At 71.8% G+C, this 21,260-nt stretch carries 26 protein-coding genes; 8 read left to right on the forward strand and 18 right to left on the reverse strand.

Going from position 1 to position 21,260, the window contains the following annotated elements; translation table 11 throughout:
- Positions 1-4: 4 nt before the first annotated feature.
- The 3 genes from AB0M30_RS10395 to AB0M30_RS10405 are packed head-to-tail and all read right to left on the reverse strand — an operon-like array spanning position 5 to position 3,725.
- The gene (locus AB0M30_RS10395) at positions 5-1,174 is read right to left on the reverse strand and encodes an amidohydrolase (RefSeq protein WP_364582289.1); all 1,170 of its coding nucleotides are present in this window, start codon (positions 1,172-1,174) and stop codon (positions 5-7) included.
- Positions 1,171-2,295 (reverse strand): amidohydrolase family protein, encoded by a 1,125-nt coding sequence (locus tag AB0M30_RS10400; protein WP_364582292.1) that lies wholly within the window; start codon positions 2,293-2,295, stop codon positions 1,171-1,173. The genes AB0M30_RS10395 and AB0M30_RS10400 overlap by 4 nt, the downstream gene beginning before the upstream one ends.
- Complete coding sequence (locus tag AB0M30_RS10405) at positions 2,292-3,725, reverse strand: APC family permease (RefSeq protein WP_364582295.1); 1,434 nt, start codon at positions 3,723-3,725, stop codon at positions 2,292-2,294. Before AB0M30_RS10405 ends, AB0M30_RS10400 begins: the two co-directional genes overlap by 4 nt.
- Before the next feature lie 54 nt (positions 3,726-3,779).
- On the opposite strand from AB0M30_RS10405, the gene AB0M30_RS10410 reads away from it, so the two are divergent.
- Together AB0M30_RS10410 and AB0M30_RS10415 are read left to right on the forward strand one after the other, a co-directional pair.
- A complete protein-coding gene (locus AB0M30_RS10410; RefSeq protein WP_364582298.1) occupies positions 3,780-5,141 on the forward strand; it encodes a glutamine synthetase family protein in 1,362 nt (453 codons plus the stop codon).
- A gap of 126 nt (positions 5,142-5,267) precedes the next feature.
- On the forward strand, positions 5,268-6,551 hold the full coding sequence (locus tag AB0M30_RS10415) for a hypothetical protein (protein ID WP_364582300.1): 1,284 nt from the start codon (positions 5,268-5,270) through the stop codon (positions 6,549-6,551).
- A 4-nt stretch (positions 6,552-6,555) separates the two neighbouring features.
- On the opposite strand, the gene AB0M30_RS10420 is transcribed toward AB0M30_RS10415, so the two are convergent.
- The 8 genes from AB0M30_RS10420 to AB0M30_RS10455 form a co-directional block, all read right to left on the reverse strand.
- Positions 6,556-7,224, reverse strand: coding sequence for a peptidoglycan recognition family protein (locus AB0M30_RS10420; protein WP_364582303.1), 669 nt, complete (start codon positions 7,222-7,224; stop codon positions 6,556-6,558).
- Between the two features lie 47 nt (positions 7,225-7,271).
- Positions 7,272-7,823, reverse strand: coding sequence for a Uma2 family endonuclease (locus AB0M30_RS10425; RefSeq protein ID WP_364582637.1), 552 nt, complete (start codon positions 7,821-7,823; stop codon positions 7,272-7,274).
- Positions 7,824-7,895: 72 nt separating this feature from the next.
- Entirely contained in the window at positions 7,896-8,273 is a 378-nt protein-coding gene (locus tag AB0M30_RS10430) for a MerR family transcriptional regulator (RefSeq protein WP_364582305.1), read from the reverse strand.
- Positions 8,274-8,306: 33 nt separating this feature from the next.
- Positions 8,307-9,098, reverse strand: a complete 792-nt coding sequence (trpA, locus tag AB0M30_RS10435; protein ID WP_364582307.1) for a tryptophan synthase subunit alpha — start codon at positions 9,096-9,098, stop codon at positions 8,307-8,309.
- Complete coding sequence (gene trpB / locus AB0M30_RS10440) at positions 9,095-10,306, reverse strand: tryptophan synthase subunit beta (protein ID WP_364582310.1); 1,212 nt, start codon at positions 10,304-10,306, stop codon at positions 9,095-9,097. Before trpB ends, trpA begins: the two co-directional genes overlap by 4 nt.
- A complete protein-coding gene (trpC, locus tag AB0M30_RS10445) occupies positions 10,303-11,112 on the reverse strand; it encodes an indole-3-glycerol phosphate synthase TrpC (protein ID WP_013224167.1) in 810 nt (269 codons plus the stop codon). The genes trpB and trpC overlap by 4 nt, the downstream gene beginning before the upstream one ends.
- A 124-nt stretch (positions 11,113-11,236) precedes the next feature.
- A complete protein-coding gene (locus AB0M30_RS10450; protein ID WP_360182997.1) occupies positions 11,237-11,764 on the reverse strand; it encodes a Trp biosynthesis-associated membrane protein in 528 nt (175 codons plus the stop codon).
- Positions 11,765-11,846: 82 nt separating this feature from the next.
- Positions 11,847-13,406: an anthranilate synthase component I gene (locus tag AB0M30_RS10455; protein ID WP_364582313.1), complete on the reverse strand. Its 1,560-nt coding sequence runs from the start codon at positions 13,404-13,406 to the stop codon at positions 11,847-11,849.
- 143 nt (positions 13,407-13,549) lie between these two features.
- Here AB0M30_RS10455 and AB0M30_RS10460 point away from each other — a divergent pair, with 143 nt between their 5' ends.
- The 4 genes from AB0M30_RS10460 (at position 13,550) to AB0M30_RS10475 (ending at position 15,520) form a co-directional block, all read left to right on the forward strand.
- Entirely contained in the window at positions 13,550-13,813 is a 264-nt protein-coding gene (locus tag AB0M30_RS10460) for a hypothetical protein (protein WP_364582315.1), read from the forward strand.
- A 138-nt stretch (positions 13,814-13,951) separates the two neighbouring features.
- Positions 13,952-14,341: a DddA-like double-stranded DNA deaminase toxin gene (locus AB0M30_RS10465; RefSeq protein ID WP_364582318.1), complete on the forward strand. Its 390-nt coding sequence runs from the start codon at positions 13,952-13,954 to the stop codon at positions 14,339-14,341.
- Entirely contained in the window at positions 14,338-14,874 is a 537-nt protein-coding gene (locus AB0M30_RS10470; protein WP_364582321.1) for an Imm1 family immunity protein, read from the forward strand. Before AB0M30_RS10465 ends, AB0M30_RS10470 begins: the two co-directional genes overlap by 4 nt.
- Positions 14,875-14,887: 13 nt before the next feature.
- Positions 14,888-15,520 (forward strand): TetR family transcriptional regulator, encoded by a 633-nt coding sequence (locus AB0M30_RS10475; RefSeq protein WP_364582324.1) that lies wholly within the window; start codon positions 14,888-14,890, stop codon positions 15,518-15,520.
- On the opposite strand, the gene AB0M30_RS10480 is transcribed toward AB0M30_RS10475, so the two are convergent.
- Positions 15,496-16,518, reverse strand: coding sequence for a DUF3592 domain-containing protein (locus AB0M30_RS10480; protein WP_364582327.1), 1,023 nt, complete (start codon positions 16,516-16,518; stop codon positions 15,496-15,498). The genes AB0M30_RS10475 and AB0M30_RS10480 overlap by 25 nt on opposite strands.
- Positions 16,515-17,534, reverse strand: coding sequence for a DUF3592 domain-containing protein (locus AB0M30_RS10485; protein ID WP_364582330.1), 1,020 nt, complete (start codon positions 17,532-17,534; stop codon positions 16,515-16,517). Before AB0M30_RS10485 ends, AB0M30_RS10480 begins: the two co-directional genes overlap by 4 nt.
- Positions 17,535-17,743: 209 nt before the next feature.
- Here AB0M30_RS10485 and AB0M30_RS10490 point away from each other — a divergent pair, with 209 nt between their 5' ends.
- Complete coding sequence (locus AB0M30_RS10490; protein WP_364582333.1) at positions 17,744-18,577, forward strand: helix-turn-helix transcriptional regulator; 834 nt, start codon at positions 17,744-17,746, stop codon at positions 18,575-18,577.
- 12 nt (positions 18,578-18,589) lie between these two features.
- On the forward strand, positions 18,590-18,778 hold the full coding sequence (locus tag AB0M30_RS10495) for a DUF397 domain-containing protein (RefSeq protein ID WP_364582336.1): 189 nt from the start codon (positions 18,590-18,592) through the stop codon (positions 18,776-18,778).
- Here AB0M30_RS10495 and AB0M30_RS10500 read toward each other — a convergent pair.
- From AB0M30_RS10500 to hisF, 5 genes are all read right to left on the reverse strand, one after another.
- Positions 18,754-19,188, reverse strand: coding sequence for a hypothetical protein (locus AB0M30_RS10500; protein ID WP_364582339.1), 435 nt, complete (start codon positions 19,186-19,188; stop codon positions 18,754-18,756). The two genes, AB0M30_RS10495 and AB0M30_RS10500, sit on opposite strands and share 25 nt — an antisense overlap.
- 100 nt (positions 19,189-19,288) lie before the next feature.
- Positions 19,289-19,651, reverse strand: coding sequence for a DUF1304 domain-containing protein (locus tag AB0M30_RS10505; RefSeq protein ID WP_364582341.1), 363 nt, complete (start codon positions 19,649-19,651; stop codon positions 19,289-19,291).
- Positions 19,648-20,010 carry a phosphoribosyl-AMP cyclohydrolase gene (hisI, locus tag AB0M30_RS10510; RefSeq protein ID WP_013224158.1) on the reverse strand — a complete coding sequence of 121 codons (363 nt, stop codon included), beginning with the start codon at positions 20,008-20,010 and terminating at the stop codon, positions 19,648-19,650. Before hisI ends, AB0M30_RS10505 begins: the two co-directional genes overlap by 4 nt.
- Positions 20,007-20,384, reverse strand: a complete 378-nt coding sequence (locus AB0M30_RS10515) for a hypothetical protein (protein WP_103339787.1) — start codon at positions 20,382-20,384, stop codon at positions 20,007-20,009. The genes hisI and AB0M30_RS10515 overlap by 4 nt, the downstream gene beginning before the upstream one ends.
- The gene (gene hisF, locus AB0M30_RS10520; protein WP_364582345.1) at positions 20,381-21,154 is read right to left on the reverse strand and encodes an imidazole glycerol phosphate synthase subunit HisF; all 774 of its coding nucleotides are present in this window, start codon (positions 21,152-21,154) and stop codon (positions 20,381-20,383) included. Before hisF ends, AB0M30_RS10515 begins: the two co-directional genes overlap by 4 nt.
- Positions 21,155-21,260 lie beyond the last annotated feature (106 nt).

The raw sequence follows: 21,260 nt of genomic DNA on the forward strand, positions 1-21,260 counted from the left end.
AGCGCTAAGACACCGGAGCATCCAAGGCGGCCAGGTACCCCGCCACCAGCGCGTGGGCGACCTGGGTGACGGCTTGGTCGCGCGGCAGGAAGCGTTCGTCGTGCAGGCTCGGCACGCCCGCGGTGTCGCCGAGGCCGACGAACAGCATCAGCCCGCGGGTCGCGCCGCCGCAGTAGTGGGCGAAGTCGTCGGCGCCGAACGAGCGGAACTTGTCGTCGACGGTGAAGCCGGCGTGCCGGAGCCACTGCTGGGCGCCCGCGGCCAGCGCCGCGTCGTTGTCCAGGACCGGCTCGCACGGGCTGATCTCCAGCTCGGCGGTGCAGCCGTGCGCCCGCGCGGTGCCGTGCACGATGTCCGCGAGCGTTTCCAGGGCGCGCTCACGGTCCTTCGCGCGCATCAGGCGCAGGGAGCCGAACGCGCTCGCGCTGTTCGGGACGACGTTGGCCGCGGCGCCGCCCTGGATGCGGCCGATCGAGCAGACCGCGCCGAACACCGGGTCGATCCGGCGGGACGCCAGCTGCTGCAGGCTCACGACCAGCTGGGACAGCGCCAGGATGGGGTCGCGCAGCAGGTGCGGGTAGCCGGCGTGGCCGCCCTGGCCGTGCATGGTCACCTCGAACTCGTCGGTGGAGGCGTTCACCGGCCCCGGCGCCGCCGAGACGACGCCGTGCGCGATGCGCGGCTGGACGTGCGCGCCGATCACCGTGTCCACCCCGTGCTCGGCCAGCACCCCGGATTCGACGACGTCGAGCGCGCCGGGCGGGGACGTCTCCTCCCGCGGCTGCAGCAGCGCCAGGATCGGCCGCGGCACGCCGGCGCGCCGCGCGGCCCGGCAGACGGCGACCAGCGCGGCGAGGTGGACGTCGTGGCCGCACGCGTGCATGAACTCGTTCCCGGACGCCCACGGCACGCCGGTGCCCTCCAGCACCGGCAGGGCGTCGAGCTCGGCCCGCAGCGCCACGGCGGGGCCGTCCCCGCCGGGCAGCAGGATGGCGCGCCCGGTCTTGGCGACGCGGGTGCCGTCGCCCGCGCCGAGCGCCCCGGCCACCAGGCGGGCGGTGTCCTCCTCGTCGCCGGACCCGCGGGGGTCGGCGTGCACGGCGTGGCGGAGCTCGACGGCGGCGGGCAGTTCGTCCGCGATCGCCTGCGTCCACCGGGTCCACAGATCACTCACACGTGCTCCAAGCGGTAGATCCTGTTCGCGTTCTCGTGTCCCACCAAAGCACACAGCCGGACGGCGTCCTTTTCGGACATCGCGTCCGCGTCGAATGCGGTGCGGACGAAGTCCGACAAACCCTGCCGGAACAGGGCGGTGCCCAGGTGGTACAGCTCGGCCAGGCCGAAGGCGTCGGTGGAGAAGAGCACCTTCCCGAACGGCGCGATCTCCAGGAGCTCGGCCAGCACGGCCGGCGCCCGGAACCCCGCGTTGTGCGTGATGAGCCCGGCGTCGACGAACACGTGCTCGAAAACCTGCGCCAGATACGCGGCGTGGCGGTGGAACGGGTAGTTGTGCAGCAGCAGGATGGGCACGCCGAGGTGACGGGTGGCCCGCAGCAGCCCGGTGAGCAGCAGCGGGTCGCCGCGGCGCAGGTCGACGTCGGCGTCGCCGTAGCCGACGTGGAACTGCACCGGCAGGCCGAGGTCGAGGCCGGTGAACACGAGGTGCCGGTGCAGGACCTCGTCGGCCAGCCGGCCGCCGCCCGCGGCGAGCCACCGCCCGGCGGCGGCCTCGACTTCGGACGGTGACGGCCGCTCCCCCGCCAGCTCCAGGCCGACGCGGTAGGCGGCGATCGACTTCAGCCCGACCGCCGTCGCGGCGCGTTTCCCCAGCTCGTCGGCGAAGGCCGCGGCGAACCCGGCCGCGGTGGTCCCGCCGATCACCGCCTCCGCGACCTGCTCCAGCCGGACGACGTCGTGTGCGCGCGTGCCCGCGAGCCCGGCGAACTCCGCGGTGGTGGTCAGGGAGTCCGGCAAGAACCCGCCGTCCACGAGGAAGTCGGTCGTGCCGGTGGCCCGCAGGAACCGCCGGGCCACCTCGGCCGCGCCGAATGCGGCGCGGCGCTCGAGGTAGGCCTCGGCGGGGGCGTGCTCCGGCAGGTCGAGCACCGGCGCGCAGCGGGCGCGCACGGCCAGCCCGATGAGCGAGTCGAACAGGCTGGTGCCCAGCGGCGACGGCGCGTCGGCCTCCGTCAGCATCGCCTCGAAGTCCGCGCGGGTAACGTCCCGGGTGACGACGCCGTGGCAGTGGTGGTCCACCAGCGGCAAGTCCGCGACGAACGGGAGCAGACTTCTCATGTGCCTCCGTCCACACTCGTCAGCCTCTCCCCCACCCTACGAGCGTAGGCGGGCGCGGACAGCACCAAGATCACCGCCAGGGCCAGTACCGCCGCCGCGACCACGGGAAACCACCGCGCCGGGCCTTCGGTGGGGTAGGGCACCACGTTGACGTACACGGTGTACCCGAGCACGGCGAGCGCGCCGACCGGGAACACGAGGTGCCACCCCGGCACGCGCATCCGCCGCTTCACGAACAGCAGCAGGATCGCGCCGGCCGTCGTGAGCAGGTAGATCACCAGCAGGATGAGCGTGCCGATCGAACCGCTCCACGCGAAGGTGTCCGACGCCGTCGCGCCGAAGAACAGCGCGCACACCAGGATGATCACGACGGCGGCGCCCGTCACCGCGCTGACCGCCGCCACCGGCGTGCCGCGCGAAGACGTCCGGCCGATGCCCCGGCCGCCGACCGCGTCGCGGCCGAGGGCGTAGAGCAGCCGCGAGCCGCCGACGACGCAGGCGAGGCAGCAGCCGAACGCGCTGATCGCGGCGCCCACGCTGATGACGTCGCCGACCCACGCGCCCGCGTACCGGCTGCCGAGGTCGCCGAGCAGGGACGGCGAGTCGTGGAACGCGGCCGCGTCGCTGCCGAACGCCATCATTTCGACGGCGGTCACCACCACGAAGTAGAGGCCGCCGAAGATCGCCGTGCCGAGGATCGCGCGCGGGATGTTGCGCTTCGGGTCGTGGGTTTCCTCCCCGAGCGTCGCGGCGGCTTCGAACCCGGCGAAGGACAGGAACCCGAAGACTGCGCCGAGGAACACGCCCGACAGCCCGGTTTCCGGGACGAAGACGGCCATCGTGAACCGGGCGCCGCCGGGCGCGCTTCCGGCGAGCAGCCGGACCAGGATCACCACGGTGACCAGCAGGATCACCGCGATCGTCGCGCCTTCGACGGCGAGCAGGGTGCTCGTGCCGCGGCGGGCGGGCAGCACGGCGAGCAGCCAGGCACCGATCAGCGCGACGGCGGTCAGCACGAACGGCCCCCAGGACGGCGGGTCCGGCCAGATGCCCACCTGCGTCAGGAAAGCCGTGCCCAGCGTGCCCGCGGCCGAGCTCGTCACGACGGCGTAGAACGTGTACGTGCCGAGCAGCCCGATGCCGGAGACGACCCCCGCGCGCGGGCCGAGGGTGGCGCCGACGAAGGCGTACACCGAGCCGGCGTGCTGGTAGTACCGGCAGAGCTTGACGAAGCCGTACGCGACCAGCAGCACGCCGACCGCCGAGAGCAGGAAGGCGAGCGGCACGGCGCGGCCGGCGGCGGCCGCGGTCTGCTGGGGGTTGATGTTGGCGGCCATGCTCGGGGCCATCAACGCCACGGACAGGCCGACGGCCTGCCAGACGGAGAGGGATCGGCGCAGCCCTGGACGGGTTTCGACGGTGTCTGACACGATCTTCACCTCTTTCTCAGGTGAGCAGACCCAGTGAACAGCGACGGGGGCAGGATGAGCCAGCTCGATCGGGCGGAACTCGCACAACAGGGCGCACTCCGGGCCGACGGCCTGCGCGCTGCCGGCGTGGAGCTCGTCGCGCTGACCTTCGTGGACAACAGCGGCATCGCGCGGGTGAAAGCCGTGCCGGTGGACCGGCTGTGGTCGGCGGCGGCGTGGGGCGTCGGCGCGTCGAACTCGTTCGACTTCTTCCTGGCCACCGACGACATCGTGAGCGGCACGCATTCCCGCGGCCCGGTCGGCGACCTGCGGCTGCACCCGGACCTCGACGCGCTCGTGCCGCTGGCCGCGCAGCCCGGCTGGGCGTGGGCGCCGGCGTGGCGGTACGACCAGGAAGGCGCGCCGCACCCGCAGGACGCGCGGGCGCTGGCCGCGGCCGCGACGGCCCGGCTCGCGGAGCTGGGCTACAACGCGCGGACGGCGTTCGAGATCGAATGGGTCGTCACGGCGGCCGACGCGCCGGACGACCCGCGCTCGGCCACCGCGGGGCCGGCCTACGGCTATGCGCGGCTGTCTTCGCAGGCGGGCTACCTGCGCAAGCTGGTGTCCACGTTGGCCGCCCAGGGTGTCGCGGTGGAACAGGTCCACCCGGAGTACGCGGCCGGGCAGTTCGAGGTGTCGGTGGCGGCCGGTGACCCGGTGCGCGCGGCGGACGTCGCGGTGCTGACGCGCGAGACCATCCGGACGGTCAGCGAGCAGTACGGGCTGCGGGCGTCGTTCACGCCGAAGTTCGCCCCGGACGGCGTCGGCAACGGCGGCCACGTCCACCTGAGCCTGTGGGACGGCGACCGCAACCTGTGCGCCGGCGGCGACCGGCGGTTCGGGCTCACGGAGACGGCGGAGGCGTTCGGCGCCGGGATCCTTTCCCGGCTGCCGGCGCTGCTGGCGATCGGCGCGCCTTCGGTGGTCAGCTATTTGCGCCTCGAGCCGCACCGCTGGGCCGGGGTGTTCCGCGTGTGGGGCCTGGAAAACCGCGAGGCGCCGCTGCGGCTGGTGCAGGGCCCGGCCGGGCAGCGCGACCGGGCGGCGAACTTCGAGGTCAAGTGCTTCGACCTGACGGCGAACCCGTACCTGGTGGTGGCGGCGCTGATCTTCGCGGGCCTGGCCGGGCTTTCGGCGGAGGAGTCGTTGCCGGAGCCGGTCGACGTCGACCCCGGAACGCTCGGCGATGCGGTGGAGCGGCTGCCGACTTCGCTGGCCGACGCGGTGACGGCGTTCGAAGCGGACGCGGCGTTGACGTCGGCGTTCGGCCCGGAGCTGGCGACGACACTGATGGACATCCGCCGCGGCGAGCTCGACCGGCTCGGCGCCCTGCCGCCGGACGAGCTGTGCGCCGTGATGCGGTACCTGCATTGATCTTTTATTGGCACCATTCGCCGTGAATGCCGGAATTCTGCCTGTAAATCGTCCTGTGATCGAGCTGTTATCTGTGCTAGCGTCCTGCGCCGGGTGAGGTGAGGAGGCCGAAAGAAGGCACAGTCCATGCCAGAAGCTCGTCCCCGCCACCGGCAACGGCCTTGGAAGCTCAAGGTGACCGTCGCGGTGGCCGCGGCGTCGCTGGGCGCGGTCGGAATCGCGGTGGCCGCACCGCGCAGCCCGGCACCGCCGCCCGCGACCCCCAATTCCTCCTGCACCATCCGGGTGCCCGAAGATCCATTGTCGGCGCGTGGCCTGGCCACGCCGTACCAGCTGGCCGCGACCGACCCGCGGCAAGGCGCGTGCCACGAATCGGTGGACGCGCAGGGCGCGTTCGCCGAGGCGACGATCCTGGACCCCGCCACCGGGAAGCTGTCGGTGTACCACCCGCTCGTCGTCGACGCGGGTGCCGCGCCTGCCGTCCCGCCGGTCGTCCCGGCGCTGCCGCGCGGCGCGGTCGTCGGCCTGTGGTTCGGGTTCAACGGCGACACGCTGACCCTCGGCGGCAGCCGGGCCGCGCTGACGGCGGGCCGGTGCGTCAACGGCCTCGGCGGTTCGCTGTTCGGCCAGGTCGCCTTCTGCGGCGCCCAGGAGTTGTTCGCCGCGGCGAACACCGCCGTCCAGGCCGGCAAGCTGCGGATCCCGCCGCTGGGCCGGGCGAAGGACGGCCGGCCGTGCCCGTCGGTGCGCGACTTCTCGCTGGTGGACCAAGACCAGAGCGACAACGTGACGACGACGTACCTGGCCACGCGCGACGGCCGGACGGCCCAGGCCACGGCGGCGAACTCGCGCACGCTCCGCAAGCCCGCCACGCTCGCGAACGGCAGCGACAACCGGCTGCTCGACGCGTTCGTGGACCCGGCGCTGGGCTGCACGCCGTTCACCGCCCCGGACGTGACCGACGGCGGCCGGCCCACGACGTCACTCGCCCTCAACGAACTGCAGGCCGCGGCCGGCCAGCGGGCGCCGGTGGCGCTGGTGCCGCCGGGCGACCCGATGACGCTGGTGGCCGGGAAACCCAGCCCGGCCAAGGCGAACCTGTACCGCGCCGGGGTCGATCAGCCCCCGCTCGACCGGCGTTCGGCGAGCACCCGGGCGTACTGCCGCTCGTTGCGGACGTCCGGGCTCGACCGGCTGACGTCGGACCGCCGGTTGCTGCGGGCGGCGCCGTCCCCCGACGACGGCGTCGGCCTGCTGAAGTTCCTGACCGACCGGCTGCGGGGATCGTTGCAGCAGCTGGGCTGCACGCACCCGGCGGCCTCGCGCCACCCGGCCGCGGCGGCCGAGCCGGACCCGGCCGACCAGGCCGCGGCCACGGATGCCGTGCGAACGTTGGAGACACTCGGGTAGCCGCTCACCCCGCCAGTGCCCTGGCGACCTCCGTACGCAGTTGCGGCAGCTTCGCGTAGAGGCGGTCGCCCGGGCATTCGGTGTTGTAGAAGTCGCGGTGGCCCTTGATCTCCTCGACCGGGATGCCGTACTGCCGGCAGATGTAGGCGCAGAAGACGACGAGCGAGGCGAACTGCGTCTCGGGCGGCTCGACGCTGGTGTAGAGGCCTTCGTTTTCGATGCCGATGGCGTTGGTGTTCTGCCCCGGGCAGTGCGCGCCCTGGATCATGGTGGTGCGCCCGCGCAGCGCGTCGAGGCTGCCGTGCCGCCCTTCGAGCCGGTACCCGCCGCGGCTGACGGTGAAGTGCTGCCCGGTGTCGGACCAGCCGTTGTTGTCGATGTGGTCGTGCTGGTCGTCGCGCGCGACCTGGAAGGCGTGCGCGAGGGAGTAGTCGGTGCTGTTGGCGCTGGCGATGTGGTGGATGAGGATCCGGTTCGCGGGGTGGTCGAGCGTGGTGAGGGCGTCGGCGGGCGGCCGGGCACCCCACTCGGCACAGCTGTAGATCCGCGGCGCGGTGGCGGCGGCTTGGGCGGCTCGGGCGGCGTTCGGGAGGACCAGTCCGGCGGCCCCGGCGACGGCGAGGCCGGCGGCACCGCGGAGGAAGCTGCGCCGCGGGAGGTGTGCGATGTCCATGGGGCGGACTTTGCCGCGCGGATGTACAGCTTTCGTACAAACGCCGATCAGGCGAGGCGGATCGTGGCGGTGAAGGGGCGGGTGAGCTCGATATCCGTTTCGCCGCTCTTGGCGATGGGTTCGTACTCACCACCTCGGAGTTCGAAGAGGGTTGCCGCGATGGGCTCGCCGGGCTCGACCAGGAGGTAGTACGGGATCAGGGCTTCGGCGTAGATGGCCCGCTTGAGGATCCGGTCCTGCACCTTGGTCGATCGGGAGACGATCTCCGTGGCCAGCAGGACATCGCTCGCTGGGTAGGCGACGGTGTCGATCCCGGGGCAATTGAGGATCACCAGGTCGGGGATCAGCAGCCGTTGCGTTCCGACGCGCACGTTCACGCCGGGCAGCAGCTCGGTGCCATCCGGTAGCGCGGGCGCGAAGGCGAATTGGAGTTTCCGCAGAAGCCGCTGGTGCTCCAGCCCCGGCCACGGGCTCACCAGGAGCACCCCGTCAACGAGTTCGACCCGCTGCAGCAAGGTTTGGTCCTCGGGCAAGGCGAGGACTTGGTCGAGCGTCCAGCCGTCCGGTCGCGGCGGGATGGAAAGAGCGTTGCCGATCATCACACGAGGAGTATGCAGACCGCCACTGACAGTTCTGATCGGGCGATGGGCGTCACCCCGGTGCGACAGCCCTCAGCTCGCCGACACCATCTCCGGTGCGCCGCTGTACAGCCGGATCTTGAACCGGATGTGCTCCCGGTGCTCTTCCAGCCGCGCGATCTGCGCAGCCACCCGGGCCTCGTGCTCCCGCAGCACGTCGACCCGCTCCTCGCGCGTGGCCTCGCCCGAGCGCAGCAGCGAGACGAACCGCAGCATCTCCGCCACCGGCATGCCCGTGTAGCGCAGGCAGCGCAGCAGCTGGAGGAACTCCACGTCCTGCTCGGTGAAGAACCGCCGGCCGCCGGCGGTGCGGCCTACCTCGTGGAGCAAGCCGATGCGCTCGTAGTACCGGAGCGTGTCGATCGTGAAACCGGTCTTTTCGGTCACCTGGGCCGGGGTGTAGGACGTCACCGGCCCAGCCTCGCACCTGGAGCGCACTCCAGGTCAAGCGGTGGCGACCGCCCGGCGTACGCCCTCGGCCAGCTCGGCGGACAGGGCACGCACGCCCGAAGCACCCTCGGCCGCCGCCGTGACCAGGGCCGAACCCACGATCACCGCGTCCGCGAACGAGGCCACCTGGGCCGCCTGCTCGCCCGATCGCACGCCCAAGCCCACGCCGATCGGGAGCGAAGTGTGCACTCGCGTGCGGCGCACCAGCTCCTCCGCCCCCGCGCCGACCTGGTCGCGGGCGCCGGTCACGCCCATCACCGCGGTCGCGTAGATGAAGCCCGACGACGCGGCCGCCGTCAAAGCGAGCCGCTCCTCCGACGACGAAGGCGCCACCAGGAACGTGCGGTCCAGGCCGTGCTCCTTCGACGCCGTCATCCAAGACGAGGCCTCGTCCGGGATCAGGTCCGGCGTGATCAGGCCGAGCCCGCCCGCCGAAGCGAGGTCGCGCGCGAAGCGGTCCACGCCGTAGCGGTTCACCGGGTTCCAGTACGTCATCACGACCGCGCGGCCGCCGCGGGCGGAGATCGACTCGACGACCTCGAACACGTGCTTGAGGCGAAAGCCGTTGTCCAGCGCGGTCACCGAGGCGGCCTGGATGGTCGGGCCGTCCATCACCGGGTCCGAATAGGGGACGCCGACCTCGATCAGGTCCGCGCCGCCGTCGACGCAGGCCGCGATCAGGTCCTTCGAGCCGTCCACCGTCGGGAAGCCCGCCGGGAGGTAGCCGATCAGCGCGGCGCGCCCCTCGGCGCGTGTCGCGGCGAAGAGGTCGTCGAGCCCGCTCATCCGTTCACCAGTCCGAACCACTTGGCCGCCGTGTCCATGTCCTTGTCGCCGCGGCCCGACAGGTTCACCACGATCAGCCCGTCCGGGCCCAGCTCGCGGCCCAGCACCAGCGCGCCGGCCAGCGCGTGCGCCGACTCGATCGCCGGGATGATGCCCTCGGTGCGGGACAGCAGCTTGAACGCGTCCATCGCCTCGGCGTCGGTGACCGGCCGGTACTCGGCGCGGCCGGTGTCCTTGAGCCACGCGTGCTCCGGGCCGACGCCCGGGTAGTCGAGCCCGGCCGAGATCGAGTGCGACTCGACCGTCTGGCCGTCCTCGTCCTGCAGCAGGTACGTCATCGCGCCGTGCAGGTTGCCCGGGGTGCCCTTGGTCAGGGTGGCGCCGTGGCGGCTGCCCTCGATGCCCTCGCCGCCCGGCTCCAGGCCGACCAGCCGCACGGACGGGTCGTCGTAGAAGCCGGAGAAGATGCCGATCGCGTTCGACCCGCCGCCGACGCAGGCCGCGACGACGTCGGGCAGGCGGCCGGCCTGCTCCAGGATCTGCTCTCGGGCCTCGGTGCCGATGACGTGGTGGAAGTTGCGCACCATCGTCGGGAACGGCGCCGGCCCGGCGGCCGTGCCGAAGAGGTAGTGCGTGGTGTCGGCGTTGGTGACCCAGTCGCGCAGCGCCTCGTTGATCGCGTCCTTCAGCGTCCGCGACCCGGTCTTGACCGGGATGACCTCGGCGCCGAGCAGCCGCATCCGGGCCACGTTCAGCGCCTGGCGCTCGGTGTCGACCTCGCCCATGTAGACGACGCAGTCGAGGTCGAGCAGCGCGCACGCGGTCGCCGTCGCGACGCCGTGCTGGCCCGCGCCGGTTTCGGCGATGACGCGCTTCTTGCCCATCCGCTTGGTGAGCAGCGCCTGGCCCAGCACGTTGTTGATCTTGTGGGAGCCGGTGTGGTTCAGGTCCTCGCGCTTGAGGAACACGCGCGCGCCGCCGGCGTGCTCGCCGAAGCGCTTGGCCTCGGTGAGCAGCGACGGGCGGCCGGCGTAATCGCGAAGCAGGCGGTTGAACTCGTTCAGGAACTCCGGGTCGTGCCGGGCCTTGTCGTACTCGGTGGCGACCTCGTCGACGACGCCGATCAGCGCCTCCGGCATGAACCGGCCGCCGTACGGGCCGTAATAGCCGCGCTCGTCCGGGTCGTGCTTGCCGTGCTCTTCCGTCACCGCGACGGCCTCGGGCAGGCGGGGTGGGAACCGGCGGTGACCAGCTTGACCAGGGCGCCCTTCGGGTCGCCGGAGGCGACGAGCCCCTCGCCGACCAGCACCGCGTCGGCGCCGTGGCCCGCGTAGGACATCAGGTCGCCCGGCCCGCGGACCCCGGATTCGGCGACCTTGTAGACGTCCATCGGCAGGCCGGGGGCCAGCCGCGAGAAGACGTCCCGGTCCACCTCGAGGGTGTGCAGGTTGCGCGCGTTGACGCCGATGACCTTGGCGCCCGCCTCGAGGGCCCGGTCGGCCTCCTCGGCGTTGTGGATCTCCACCAGCGCGGTCATGCCGAGCGATTCGACGCGGTCGAGCAGCGAGACGAGCGCGTTCTGCTCCAGCGCGGCGACGATCAGCAGCACCATGTCGGCGCCGTGCAGGCGGGCCTCGTGCACCTGGTAGGGGCTGACGACGAAGTCCTTGCGCAGGATGGGGATGTCCACCGCCGCGCGGACCGCGTCCAGGTCGGCCAGCGAACCGCCGAAGCGGCGCTGCTCGGTGAGCACGCTGATCACGCGCGCCCCGCCGGCTTCGTAGTCCTTCGCCAGCGCGGCCGGGTCGGGGATGTCGGCCAGGTCGCCCTTCGAGGGGCTGCGCCGCTTGACTTCGGCGATCACGCCGATGCCGGACTCGCGCAGGGCGGCCATCACGTCGCGCGGCGCCGGGGCGGCGGCCGCGCGGATCTTCAGCTCGTCGAACGGCAGCGCGGATTCCCGCACGGCGAGATCTTCCCGCACGCCGGCGACGATGTCTTCGAGCACGCTCACCGGGCGCCCCCACCAGGGCACGTGCTCACGGATTCACTCGCAAGTTCGCTCACAAAAACCTTCCCCTTCCCGCCGAAACGATGCTAACCCCCGCATCTGGAGCGCTCGGTTCCGGGTGCGTGCGTTACTCCGAATGCCTGCCCCGGACGTCCGTGGGATCTTCCCCTTCGGACAGGGCTTCCCACAGCTCGGCGTCGGGGTCACGGACCTTTTTCCGGGTGGCCGGGGCCGCGTACTTCGTACCGAGGCGCGCGGCCCGGCCGGCGCCCTTGACGGCGACCAACCCGCCGGCGGCGACGAGAATTCCCCCGAGCACGGCCAGGCCGCGGCCGAGCAGCATCTCGGTCACCGGCAGGCCGTCCGCGTAGCCGCCGAACCGGACCCCGGCGACGCCGCTCCAGATCGCCGCGGCCCCGGCGAGCGCCAGCACGACACCGAGGACGCGCCGCGCCCAGCCGCCGGTGGCCACGACCCCGGCCACGCCGGCCAGCGCGAGCAGGGCCAGCGGCACCAGCGCGGTCGCCTGCTGCTCGCCGGTTTCGCGGTGGAGCACCGTGCCGCGGACCCCGCCGTCGCGGAACTCGGCGAACCAGGTCAGCCGTGACGCACCCCACAGCGCGAGCGCGCCCAGCAGGAGCGCGACCACGATCATCCACAGTGGACGTCTCGACGCCGTCGCCGCCGGAGCGGCCGCGTCGGCAACCGGAGAGGCGGCGCCCGGCGCGTCCGGCGTGTCAGACATGAGCGGCGTCCGCGGCCGGGTCGAGCGCACCCGCCGCCACCATCGTCTGCGCGGCGGCCACCGCCGAGAGCACGGTCCTGGCCTTGTTCAGCGATTCGGTGTCCTCGTAGTCCGGCACCGAGTCGGCGACCACCCCGCCGCCGGCCTGGACGTGCGCGATGCCGTCCTTCACCAGGGCCGTGCGGATCGCGATGGCCGTGTCGGCGTCGCCGGCGAAGTCGAGGTAGCCGACGACGCCGCCGTACAGCGCGCGGCGGACCGGTTCGAGCTCCTCGATCAGCTCCATCGCGCGGACCTTGGGCGCGCCGGACAGCGTCCCGGCCGGGAAGCACGCGGTGACCGCGTCGAAGGCCGTCTTGCCCTCGGCCAGCTCACCGGTGACGGTGGACACGATGTGCATCACGTGGCTGTAGCGCTCGATCTGGAAGAAGTCGACGACGCGCACGGTGCCCGGCTTGCAGACCTTGCCCAGGTCGTTGCGGCCGAGGTCGACGAGCATGAGGTGCTCGGCGCGCTCCTTGTCGTCGGCCAGGAGGTCCTTGGCCAGCTGTGCGTCTTCCTCGGGGTCGGCGCCCCGCCAGCGGGTGCCCGCGATGGGGTGCGTGGTCGCGCGGCCGTCCCGCACGGTGACCAGGGATTCGGGGCTGGAGCCGACGATGTCGAAGCCCTCCAGCCGCAGCAGGTACATGTACGGGCTCGGGTTGGACGTCCGGAGCACGCGGTAGATGTCGATCGCGTCGGCGGTAGTGGGGATCTCGAACCGTTGCGACGGCACGATCTGGAACGCTTCGCCGGCCTTGATCGCCTCGACGGCCTTCTCCACCGCCGCGTGGAAGTCCGCCTTCGAACGCTTCCGGGTGAATTCCGGCGCGGGTCGGTCGAACGCGGCGATGGTGGCGGGCGCGGCCACCTGCAGCTGCTCGGTCATCGCGCTCAGCCGGGCGACGGCGTCGTCGTAGGCCGCGTCCACGCGCTCGGGCGAGTCGTCCCAGTTGACGGCGTTCGCGATGAGCGTGACCGTGCCCTCGTGGTGGTCGAACGCGGCCAGGTCGGTGGCCAGGAGCATGGTCAGCTCGGGGATGTCGAGGTCGCGTTCGGCCAGTTCCGGCAGCTTTTCCAGCCAGCGCACGGCGTCGTAGCCGATGTAGCCGACCATGCCGCCGGTCAGCGGGGGCAGGCCGGGCAGCGGCTCGGTGTGCAGGGCGTCGATGGTCTCGCGCAGGACTTCCAGGGGGTTGCCTTCGGACGGCAGGCCGACCGGCGGGGTGCCGGTCCAGACCGCTTCGCCGCCGCGGACGGTGAGCGCGGCCGGGCTGCGGACCCCGATGAACGACCAGCGGGTCCAGGACGCGCCGTTCTCGGCGGACTCGAAGAGGAAGGTGCCGGGCCGGTCGGCGGCGAGCTTGCGGTACACCCCGATCGGCGTCTCGCCGTCGGCGAGGACCCGGCGCACGACCGGGATCACGCGGCGGCTCTCGGCGAGGACGCGGAAGTCCTCGCGGGACGGGCTGACCGTGCCGGGACCGGCCGAACCGGCGGATGCGCTGACCATGGACCTCATTGTGCCGCCCCGGCCCGGCCCGGGTGTGCCTGGGATGTCGGGGGCTCGGCCACTGCGGATCGCCAGGAGCCGAACTGTCGGTGCCGCCCCGGACACTGACGGTCAACATGCGGTTCATGATGAGGGGGAACGCTGTGTCAAGTGAACTCAAAGAACTCGCCGGGCGGCTCGACGCCGCCGCGGAGCAGATCCCGCAGGATGTTGCCGCGGCACTGACCGAGAAATTCGACGCGACCATCGCCCTCTGCCAAGGCATCGTGTCCGGTACTGGACACGAGGAGGTGGTCGAGCGGCTCCAGGCTATCCGTGAGCATCTCACCACGGAACTCACCTTGAAGCTCGCCGAGGCCCGCCAAGCCCTCAAGGACACCGCCGGCAACATCGTGCGCGGCGGTTAGACATGTAGCGGAGCGCGCGCCGAGGAGCCGCCTAGTAACCCTCCCTCGAACTTCACGAACAAGCACGGCGATCGCTACCCGGTCGCCGCCGCGGAGCTGGCCGGTGAGTTACCCCCTCGAGTCGACCACCAGGCGGAGGTGAGAGGCAGGACAGTCGCGATCCCGCGGCTGAACGGCCGAAAACTCCCAGCTGTGGAATCCGGTGGTTCGGTTGACGACCCCGTGGTCAAGGAGGCGTACCAGCTGCTACGCCGACACGGCTGCACCGTCCAGGAAGCCCAGTTTCTCCGGTGGCACGCCGAAATCAAGGTGGCGGCCCTGATGCACCGTTCGGCTATCAATGCCGAAGTGGAGATCGTCATCAACAACACGCCGTGCGGAACCGAGCAGTTTCGGTGGCATCCGAATGTGTGCGCCAAAGTGCTCATGCGGCTCTTCCCGCCGGACAGCTCGATGCGTTTGACGGTGTACGGCTCATACCAGAACAATCGCCCTTACCAAAGAACGTTCGGGAGGCGTCGCTCGTGACCATCAGTACAGCCGACCTCGAGGTGATCCGCCGGGACAACGCGGTCACCCTGGCTCAGCTGCGAGAAATGGCCGACGTCGTCGGCCTCCTCCGGTCCGGCAGCCACGTGAATCCCGAAACCGGCGAACCCCACGGGGTCCGCTGGGAGCTGTGGAGCCACGGCCTCGCGGACGGCGGCCCGCTCCTTGTCGTCGGCATCCGCGGAAACCGGGGAACTCTCAACTGGTTCGCAACCGGCGGGCAGACGGAGTTCGTTCCGGAAGGCACCTTGGCCGACGGGCCCTCGGTGGAGTATTGGCGGGGCGGCCAGCCCGAAGGCAGCAGCACGGATCAGGAAGTCCCCGTCGAGTACGTCTATGCCGCGATCGGCGAGTTCGTGGCCACCGGGGACCGGCCCAGGATCATCCGCTGGACCGAAGCCGAGGAGATTGCCCGGCCCAGGTCTGGACGGTCGCTCGAAGACGATCCCGTGTTCCAAGCTTGGCAAGACGCTGCCGGTTCAGGCGGTAACCCGAAATTCAATGATTGTTGAATTCAGCGGGCGCATGGGCCATGATGGAGCCGTGAGCACCACGGACAACAGCGAGACTACGGCCCGCCGCCGCGGCCGGCGGCCCGCCGGCCAGGACACCCGGACGGCGCTGATCGAAGCCGCGCGGTCGGTGTTCGCCGAAAACGGCTACGACGGGGCGACCGTGCGTGCGATCGCCACCCGCGCCGGCGTCGACGCGGCGATGGTCAACCACTGGTTCGGCAGCAAGGAGGGCCTGTTCGCCCAGGCGGTCCTCGAGTTGCCGTTCGACCCCCTGGAGCTGCAGAAGATCCTGCGCCACGGCCCCGACGACGAGCTGGGCGAGCGGATCGTCCGCACCTTCATCACCCGCTGGGACAGCGCGGGCGGCGGCCAGTTCGTGGCGCTCATCCGCAGCGTCACCGGCCACGAGCAGGCCGGGCACGTGCTGCGCGACTTCTTCCAGCGGTTCTTCAGCGCGCTGATCACCTCGATGGGCGCGGACCGCACCCCGCTGCGGATGAACCTCTGCGCCTCCCAGATGGTGGGCCTGGGCATGGTCCGGTACGTGGCGAAGTTCGAGCCGCTCGCCACCGAGGACGTCGAGGTCCTGGTGCGGGCGATCGCGCCGAACCTGCAGCGCTACCTGACCGGCGAGATCGGCTGAACCCGCGGCCCGGCCGCGATCACCGGGAAGTGGCGCGGGCCGGGCTGGTGCGGCCCGGGCGGGAAGAGGACGACCAGCTGCCGTCCCCAGCCGCCGATCCACGCCCGGCGGCGGACCGGGTTGCCGGGGTCGTGCAGCGACGGCGCGCAGCGCAGCACGATGCCGCTGCCGTCGCGGTAGCGGACCTCGATGTCCGCTCGGCGCCCGCCGGGCGGCACGGCGGTCACCGTCGCGATCCGCCAGCCGGTGGCCGCGACCGCGCGGGCCCGGCGCCACCAGCCCAGCGCCGCCGTCGCCGCCACCGGCAGCGCGACGAAGCCGGTCACGAGGAACACGACGCCGAACCCCACCAGGACCGGGTTTCCGTTCGCCTCGGCGGTGGTGCGGACGTGCCCCGGGTCGGCGGGGTCGTAGACGACGGTCACCGGCTCGCCGACGTGGTACTCGTGCCCGGAGCCGACGGCGATGTCCTCGATCCGGGACACCTCCGGCGCGGGGTAGCGCACCCGGATCGACGGCGAGCCCCGGCCCGGGTCGAAGACGTCGAGCACCGTGCCTTCCCCGCGTACGCCCGTGGCCAGGAGGTCCGCGGCGGCGCGGTCGGCGGCGATCACCCCGGCGAGGCCGGCCGCGAACAGCGCGGCCCAGGCGGCGGCGATCCCCGCGGCCCGGAGGGCGGTCCGGCGCAGGCGCGCGGTCTGCGCGCCGAGGTCGACCCGGCCCTCACCGTGGGTGCCGTCCCGCGAGGGCAGCCAGGCGCCGAAGTCCGGCACCGCGGCGAGCAGCCGGCGGTCCGGGGCGTGCAGGCGGTGGACGCCGAACGCGGCCAGGGCCAGGGAGCCGGTCAGGATGCCGGCCTCGGCGAGGAGTTCGCCGTCCGCGAAGTCGTAGTCCGGGGTCAGCAGTGAGTACGCCGTGCCCGCGCCGAAGAACAGGAAGACGAGCGTCGCGGCCACCGTCACGACGCACCACCCGGTCCGCCGCCGCTCGCCGGTCACCGGCGGCCCCCGCCCTCGGCGCGCAGGTTCAACGCGTAAGCGGGAACGGCGTACGGACCGGGGCGGCTCGGGCCGTTCGGGAAGAGGACGACCATGTGCCGTCCCCAGCCGCCCACCCACGCGAGCCGGTCGGTGAAGTCCGCCAGCGCGTTGGCCCCGTGCGTCGACGACATCGCCTTCAGCACGATGCCGGTGCCCTCGCGGTAGCGGACGTGGATCTCCGGCGGGGGCCGCTTCAGCGAGCGGCTGCTGCGGGCGAAGACGCGCACGATGTCCACCGTCGCGTTCCGCCACCCGGTGACCGCGACCGCGCGGGCCCGGCCCCACCAGCCCACCGCGGCCACCGCGGCGAACAGCGTGCCGAGCGAGCCGGCCACGAGCAGGACGTAGCCGAGGTTGACGAGGAACCCGCTCTCGTTCTCCTCTTTCGTGGTCCGCACGCGGTCCGGATCGGCGGGGTCGAAGACCACGGTGACCCGCTCGCCGACGACGTAGGAGTCCTTCGAGTCGCGGACGATCTCCGCGGTCCGGGCACCGTAGCGCACCTCGAACGTCATCCCGCCGTCCCGGCTGTAGGTCCGCACGGAAACCACTTCGCCGGTGGTCCGGGCGCCGGTCGCGAGGAGGTCGTCGGCGGCCTTGCCGAGCAGGACCAGATCCGCGGCCCCGGCCCCGGCCAGCGCCAGCCAGGCGAGGACGAACGCCGCCGCGCGAAGCGCCACCCGGCGCAGCCGCCCGGTTTCGGCGGCGAAGTCGATCCGGCGGTCGTGGTCGTGGCCGGTCGGCGGCGGCAACCAACCCGCGAAGCCGTTTTCCCGCGCGGCGGCGCGGTTCCGGGCCGACACCCGCAGGCGCCAGACCGCGCAGCCGGCCCCCACCGCGACCAGGACGGCGACCTCGGCAACCACCCCGAAAGCCGCCACGCCATCCGGGGAAAAGGCGAAGACGGTCACCACGGCCACCGGGAGGGCGAACCACACCCACCGCCGCTTGACGAAACCGCCGAAGGGGTCCATCAACCGAGCTTAGAAGCCTCGAGCAGCGCCGATGCTGCGAGAAACGGCACAGGGCGGCGAGGCAACCGGACGGCCGCGCCGAGCGTGCAAGGGAGCAGGCCCCACGGCCACCTGTCGTCACCCGAATGCCGGAAGGAATGGCGATTCCTCGCATTTCGTGGACACCATTCGCACATTCGGGGAATCGACGGGATTCGTATTATCGGCTCATGAAGCCAACGTCTTCGGGGCCCGCCGCGAGAACTCTCGCCGCTTCACTGCGCGAAGAACGCGAAGCACGCAAAGTCGGTCTGCGCGTTCTCGCCGACGAGCTGGGAATCCTCCCTCAGCTGTTGTCGGCGTGGGAGAAGGGACATCGCCTGCCGAGTGTGGAGGACGTGTCGGCGATCCTCGCCCTGCTGGGCATCCACGGCGAGCAACGCGACCGGATCCGGACGCTCGCCCGGCACGCCCGCGAGCCCAATTGGCTGGCGTCGAGCAACACCGACCTGCCCTTCGCACTCACCACGAGGCTGGACCTGGAAAGGACCGCGACAGCCATCACCACCTGGTCGCCGTTGATCGTTCCCGGGCTGCTCCAGACCCCGGACTACATCCGGTCGATCATGGAAAATTCCGCGGTGACGATCGAGCAGGCCGACAAGCGGCTGCGAGTGAGGCTCGCACGGCAGAAGATTCTCACCCGCCGTGACCCGATCCGGTTCACCGCATTGCTCGGCGAATCTTCGCTACAGGAGAACGTGGGCGATTCCGGAATCATGTCCGATCAGATCGATCATCTGGTGGCGATGTCCGCGCGCTCGAACATCAGCCTGCGGATCGTGCCTGCCGGAATCGGCTACCACCCCGGCCTGATCGGCCCCTTCGATATCTACGAGTTCCCCGGTCCGCCACCGATCGCTTCGGTCGAACACGCCTGCTCCACCGCCTTCCTCCACGAGGACACACAGATCTCCGGACACCAGCAACTTGCTAAGCTGCTTCGCAAGGTAGCTCTGAGCGAAGAGGCTTCCCAGGCTCTACTTCGGGAGGCCACCCGGTGAGCGGAGGCAAGGGTGAGCTCGACCGTTTGGCGGAAGTCGTCGTACAGCGGTGCCAACGACAACTGTGTCGAGGTGGCGCTCGGGCCCGTCGTGGGCGTGCGGGACACGAAGGCCCGCCGGGCCGGTCAGCTGACCGTCTCCGCCCGGGCGTGGCGTTCCGTGCTCGACCGGCTGGCTCAGGATTCCGGCAGCCACCGGTAGGTCTCGGCGCGGGCTCCGAACAGCACCGGCTTCTCGCGCAGGGGCGGCTTGGGCGGGATGAGCACCGTCAGCCCGGCGGGCCCGTCCCCGGCGATGAGCGCGGGCAGGTCCGGCAACTCCGAAAGCGCCCGCACCGCGGCGTTGGTCTCCCCCGGCCGGAGGTCGATGCGGCTGCCGTCCGGAAACCGCACGGCCATGGTGCCCCGCATGCTCGTCGTGGCCCCCATGCCGATGAGGGTGATCGTCGCGGTGCGCCAGCCCGTCCGGCGGGCGGCGACCGTCCGCCGGTGACACGCGAAACTCCAGCATCCGGGGACCCCGGTGAGGACCGCGGCGCCCACCGCGGGCACCACGAGACCGGCGAACAAGCAGGCCGCGGCGATCAGCACGCCCGCGACGGTGGCGAACACCCACCGCGCGAACCTCGACTGCAGCGTCGCCGAACCCCAGACCGCCCAGTGCGGCTCGGCGCGCTCCGGCGGCGGCAGCCAGTCCCCGGCCAGGGGGTGCCTACCGCGCGAGCAGCAGGGCGATGAGCGCCAGCGCGCCCGGGACCACCTGGACGAACAGGATCCGCTTGCTGGCCGTCGCCGCGCCGTACAGGCCCGCGATGATCACGCAGACGATGCCGTACAGCTTGAGCTGGAACCCGGTCGGGTCGCTCGCGATGAGGCCCCACACCAGCGCGAGCGCCAGGAAACCGTTGTACAGGCCCTGGTTCGCGGCGAGCGTCTTGGTCTCCTCCGCGAACTCCTTCGTCGTGCCGAAGCCCGCGCGGGCGCGCGGCGACGTCCAGAGGAACATCTCCAGGACGACGATGTAGAGGTGGATCAGGGCGACGAGCCCGACCAGGATGTCGGCGACGATGGTCACGCGAGCTCTTTCTCATCGGCCAGGAGGAGGCGTTCCTCGGTGTCGAAGCAGGTGTGCGTGCCGGTGTGACAGGCGGGGCCGGTCTGGTCGACGCGCAGCAGGACAGTATCGCCGTCGCAGTCGATCCGCACTTCGCGAACGTGCTGGTAGTGGCCGGACGTCTCGCCCTTGACCCACAGCTTCCGCCGGCTGCGCGACCAGTACGTGCCGCGGCGGGTGGCGAGGGTGGCGGCGAGGGCGTCGTCGTTCATCCAGGCCATCATCAGCACGTCCGAAGTGGCGTGCTCGACGACGACCGCGGCGATCAGCCCGTCGGCGTTGCGCTTGAGGCGCGCCGAGACGGCCGCGTCGAGGGTCATGCGTTGGCTCCCAGGATGTGCCGCTTGAGCGGCATCGAGTTCAGCAGGACGAACGCGTAGCCGTAGCCCGCGAAGGAAAGGCCGGAGAACAGCTTGTTGAACCACAGCTCGGCGCCGAGCAGCAGGAACGCGTGCAGCAGCGCGAACACCACCGCCACGACCAGGCCGCCGATGCGTGCGCTGCCGTGCTTGAGGACGAGCCCGGTGGTGACGACGCCGCCGAGGATCAGGGCGAGCGCGGGCATCCGGTAGATGGCCAGGCTCGACCCGGCACTGATGACCGGGATCAGGTCGAGCAGCGCCCACGCGACGGGCAGCCCGATCAGCAGGGCGGCGGTGACCTTCACCTCGGCGGGTGCCTGCCAGGCCTTCACCGGACCTCGACCCCGCCTTCGCGCAGGGCGTCCTTGACGTCCCCGATCTTCAGCTGTCCGAAGTGGAACACGCTGGCGGCGAGCACGGCGTCGGCCCCGGTCCGCACGGCGGGCAGGAAGTGCTCGACGGCCCCCGCTCCCCCGCTGGCGATGACGGGGACGCGCACGGCCTTGCGCACGAGTTCGATCAGCTCCAGGTCGAAGCCGTTCTTGGTGCCGTCGGCGTCCATGGAGTTCAGCAGGATCTCGCCGACGCCGAGTTCCTCACCGCGGGCGGCCCACTCGACGGCGTCGATCCCGGTCCCGCGGCGGCCGCCGTGGGTGGTCACCTCGAAGCCGGAAGAGGTCGGCTCACCGCCCTCGGGCACGCGCCGGGCGTCGACGGACAGCACGATGCACTGGGCGCCGAACCGCCTCGACGCCTCGCTGAGGAACTCGGGGCGGGCGATCGCGGCGGTGTTGATGCTGACCTTGTCGGCGCCGGTCCGCAGCAGCCGGTTGACGTCGTCGTTGCTGCGCACGCCGCCCCCGACGGTGAGCGGGATGAAGACCTGCTCGGCGGTCCGGCGGACGACGTCGTAGGTGGTCTCGCGGTCCCCGGAGGAGGCCGTGACGTCGAGGAAGGTGAGCTCGTCGGCGCCTTCGGCGTCATAGCGCCGGGCCAGCTCGACAGGGTCACCGGCGTCACGGAGGCCGGCGAAGTTGACCCCCTTCACCACCCGGCCCGCGTCGACGTCGAGACAGGGGATCACCCGCACCGCGACAGACATGCCCACCAGCGTAGTCAAGGGGCTCCGGACCTCAGTCAATGGCACGGCCGGCGCGGCGATCCGGCATCCGCCGTTCACGCTCCGGCCACCCGATTCGTCTAGTTTC

Source organism: Amycolatopsis sp. NPDC051716 (assembly GCF_040681595.1).
GTDB lineage: Bacteria > Actinomycetota > Actinomycetes > Mycobacteriales > Pseudonocardiaceae > Amycolatopsis.

What these genes read in the sequence shown, in the direction of transcription:
- AB0M30_RS10400 (WP_364582292.1), bottom strand. Translation starts at nt 2,295, where the DNA reads ATGAGAAGTCTGCTCCCGTTCGTCGCGGACTTGCCGCTGGTGGACCAC.
- AB0M30_RS10410 (WP_364582298.1), top strand. Translation starts at nt 3,780, where the DNA reads ATGAGCCAGCTCGATCGGGCGGAACTCGCACAACAGGGCGCACTCCGG.
- AB0M30_RS10415 (WP_364582300.1), top strand. Translation starts at nt 5,268, where the DNA reads ATGCCAGAAGCTCGTCCCCGCCACCGGCAACGGCCTTGGAAGCTCAAG.
- AB0M30_RS10420 (WP_364582303.1), bottom strand. Translation starts at nt 7,224, where the DNA reads ATGGACATCGCACACCTCCCGCGGCGCAGCTTCCTCCGCGGTGCCGCC.
- AB0M30_RS10425 (WP_364582637.1), bottom strand. Translation starts at nt 7,823, where the DNA reads ATGATCGGCAACGCTCTTTCCATCCCGCCGCGACCGGACGGCTGGACG.
- trpA (WP_364582307.1), bottom strand. Translation starts at nt 9,098, where the DNA reads ATGAGCGGGCTCGACGACCTCTTCGCCGCGACACGCGCCGAGGGGCGC.
- AB0M30_RS10450 (WP_360182997.1), bottom strand. Translation starts at nt 11,764, where the DNA reads ATGATCGTGGTCGCGCTCCTGCTGGGCGCGCTCGCGCTGTGGGGTGCG.
- AB0M30_RS10455 (WP_364582313.1), bottom strand. Translation starts at nt 13,406, where the DNA reads ATGGTCAGCGCATCCGCCGGTTCGGCCGGTCCCGGCACGGTCAGCCCG.
- AB0M30_RS10475 (WP_364582324.1), top strand. Translation starts at nt 14,888, where the DNA reads ATGGGCCATGATGGAGCCGTGAGCACCACGGACAACAGCGAGACTACG.
- AB0M30_RS10485 (WP_364582330.1), bottom strand. Translation starts at nt 17,534, where the DNA reads ATGGACCCCTTCGGCGGTTTCGTCAAGCGGCGGTGGGTGTGGTTCGCC.
- AB0M30_RS10490 (WP_364582333.1), top strand. Translation starts at nt 17,744, where the DNA reads ATGAAGCCAACGTCTTCGGGGCCCGCCGCGAGAACTCTCGCCGCTTCA.
- hisI (WP_013224158.1), bottom strand. Translation starts at nt 20,010, where the DNA reads ATGACCCTCGACGCGGCCGTCTCGGCGCGCCTCAAGCGCAACGCCGAC.
- hisF (WP_364582345.1), bottom strand. Translation starts at nt 21,154, where the DNA reads ATGTCTGTCGCGGTGCGGGTGATCCCCTGTCTCGACGTCGACGCGGGC.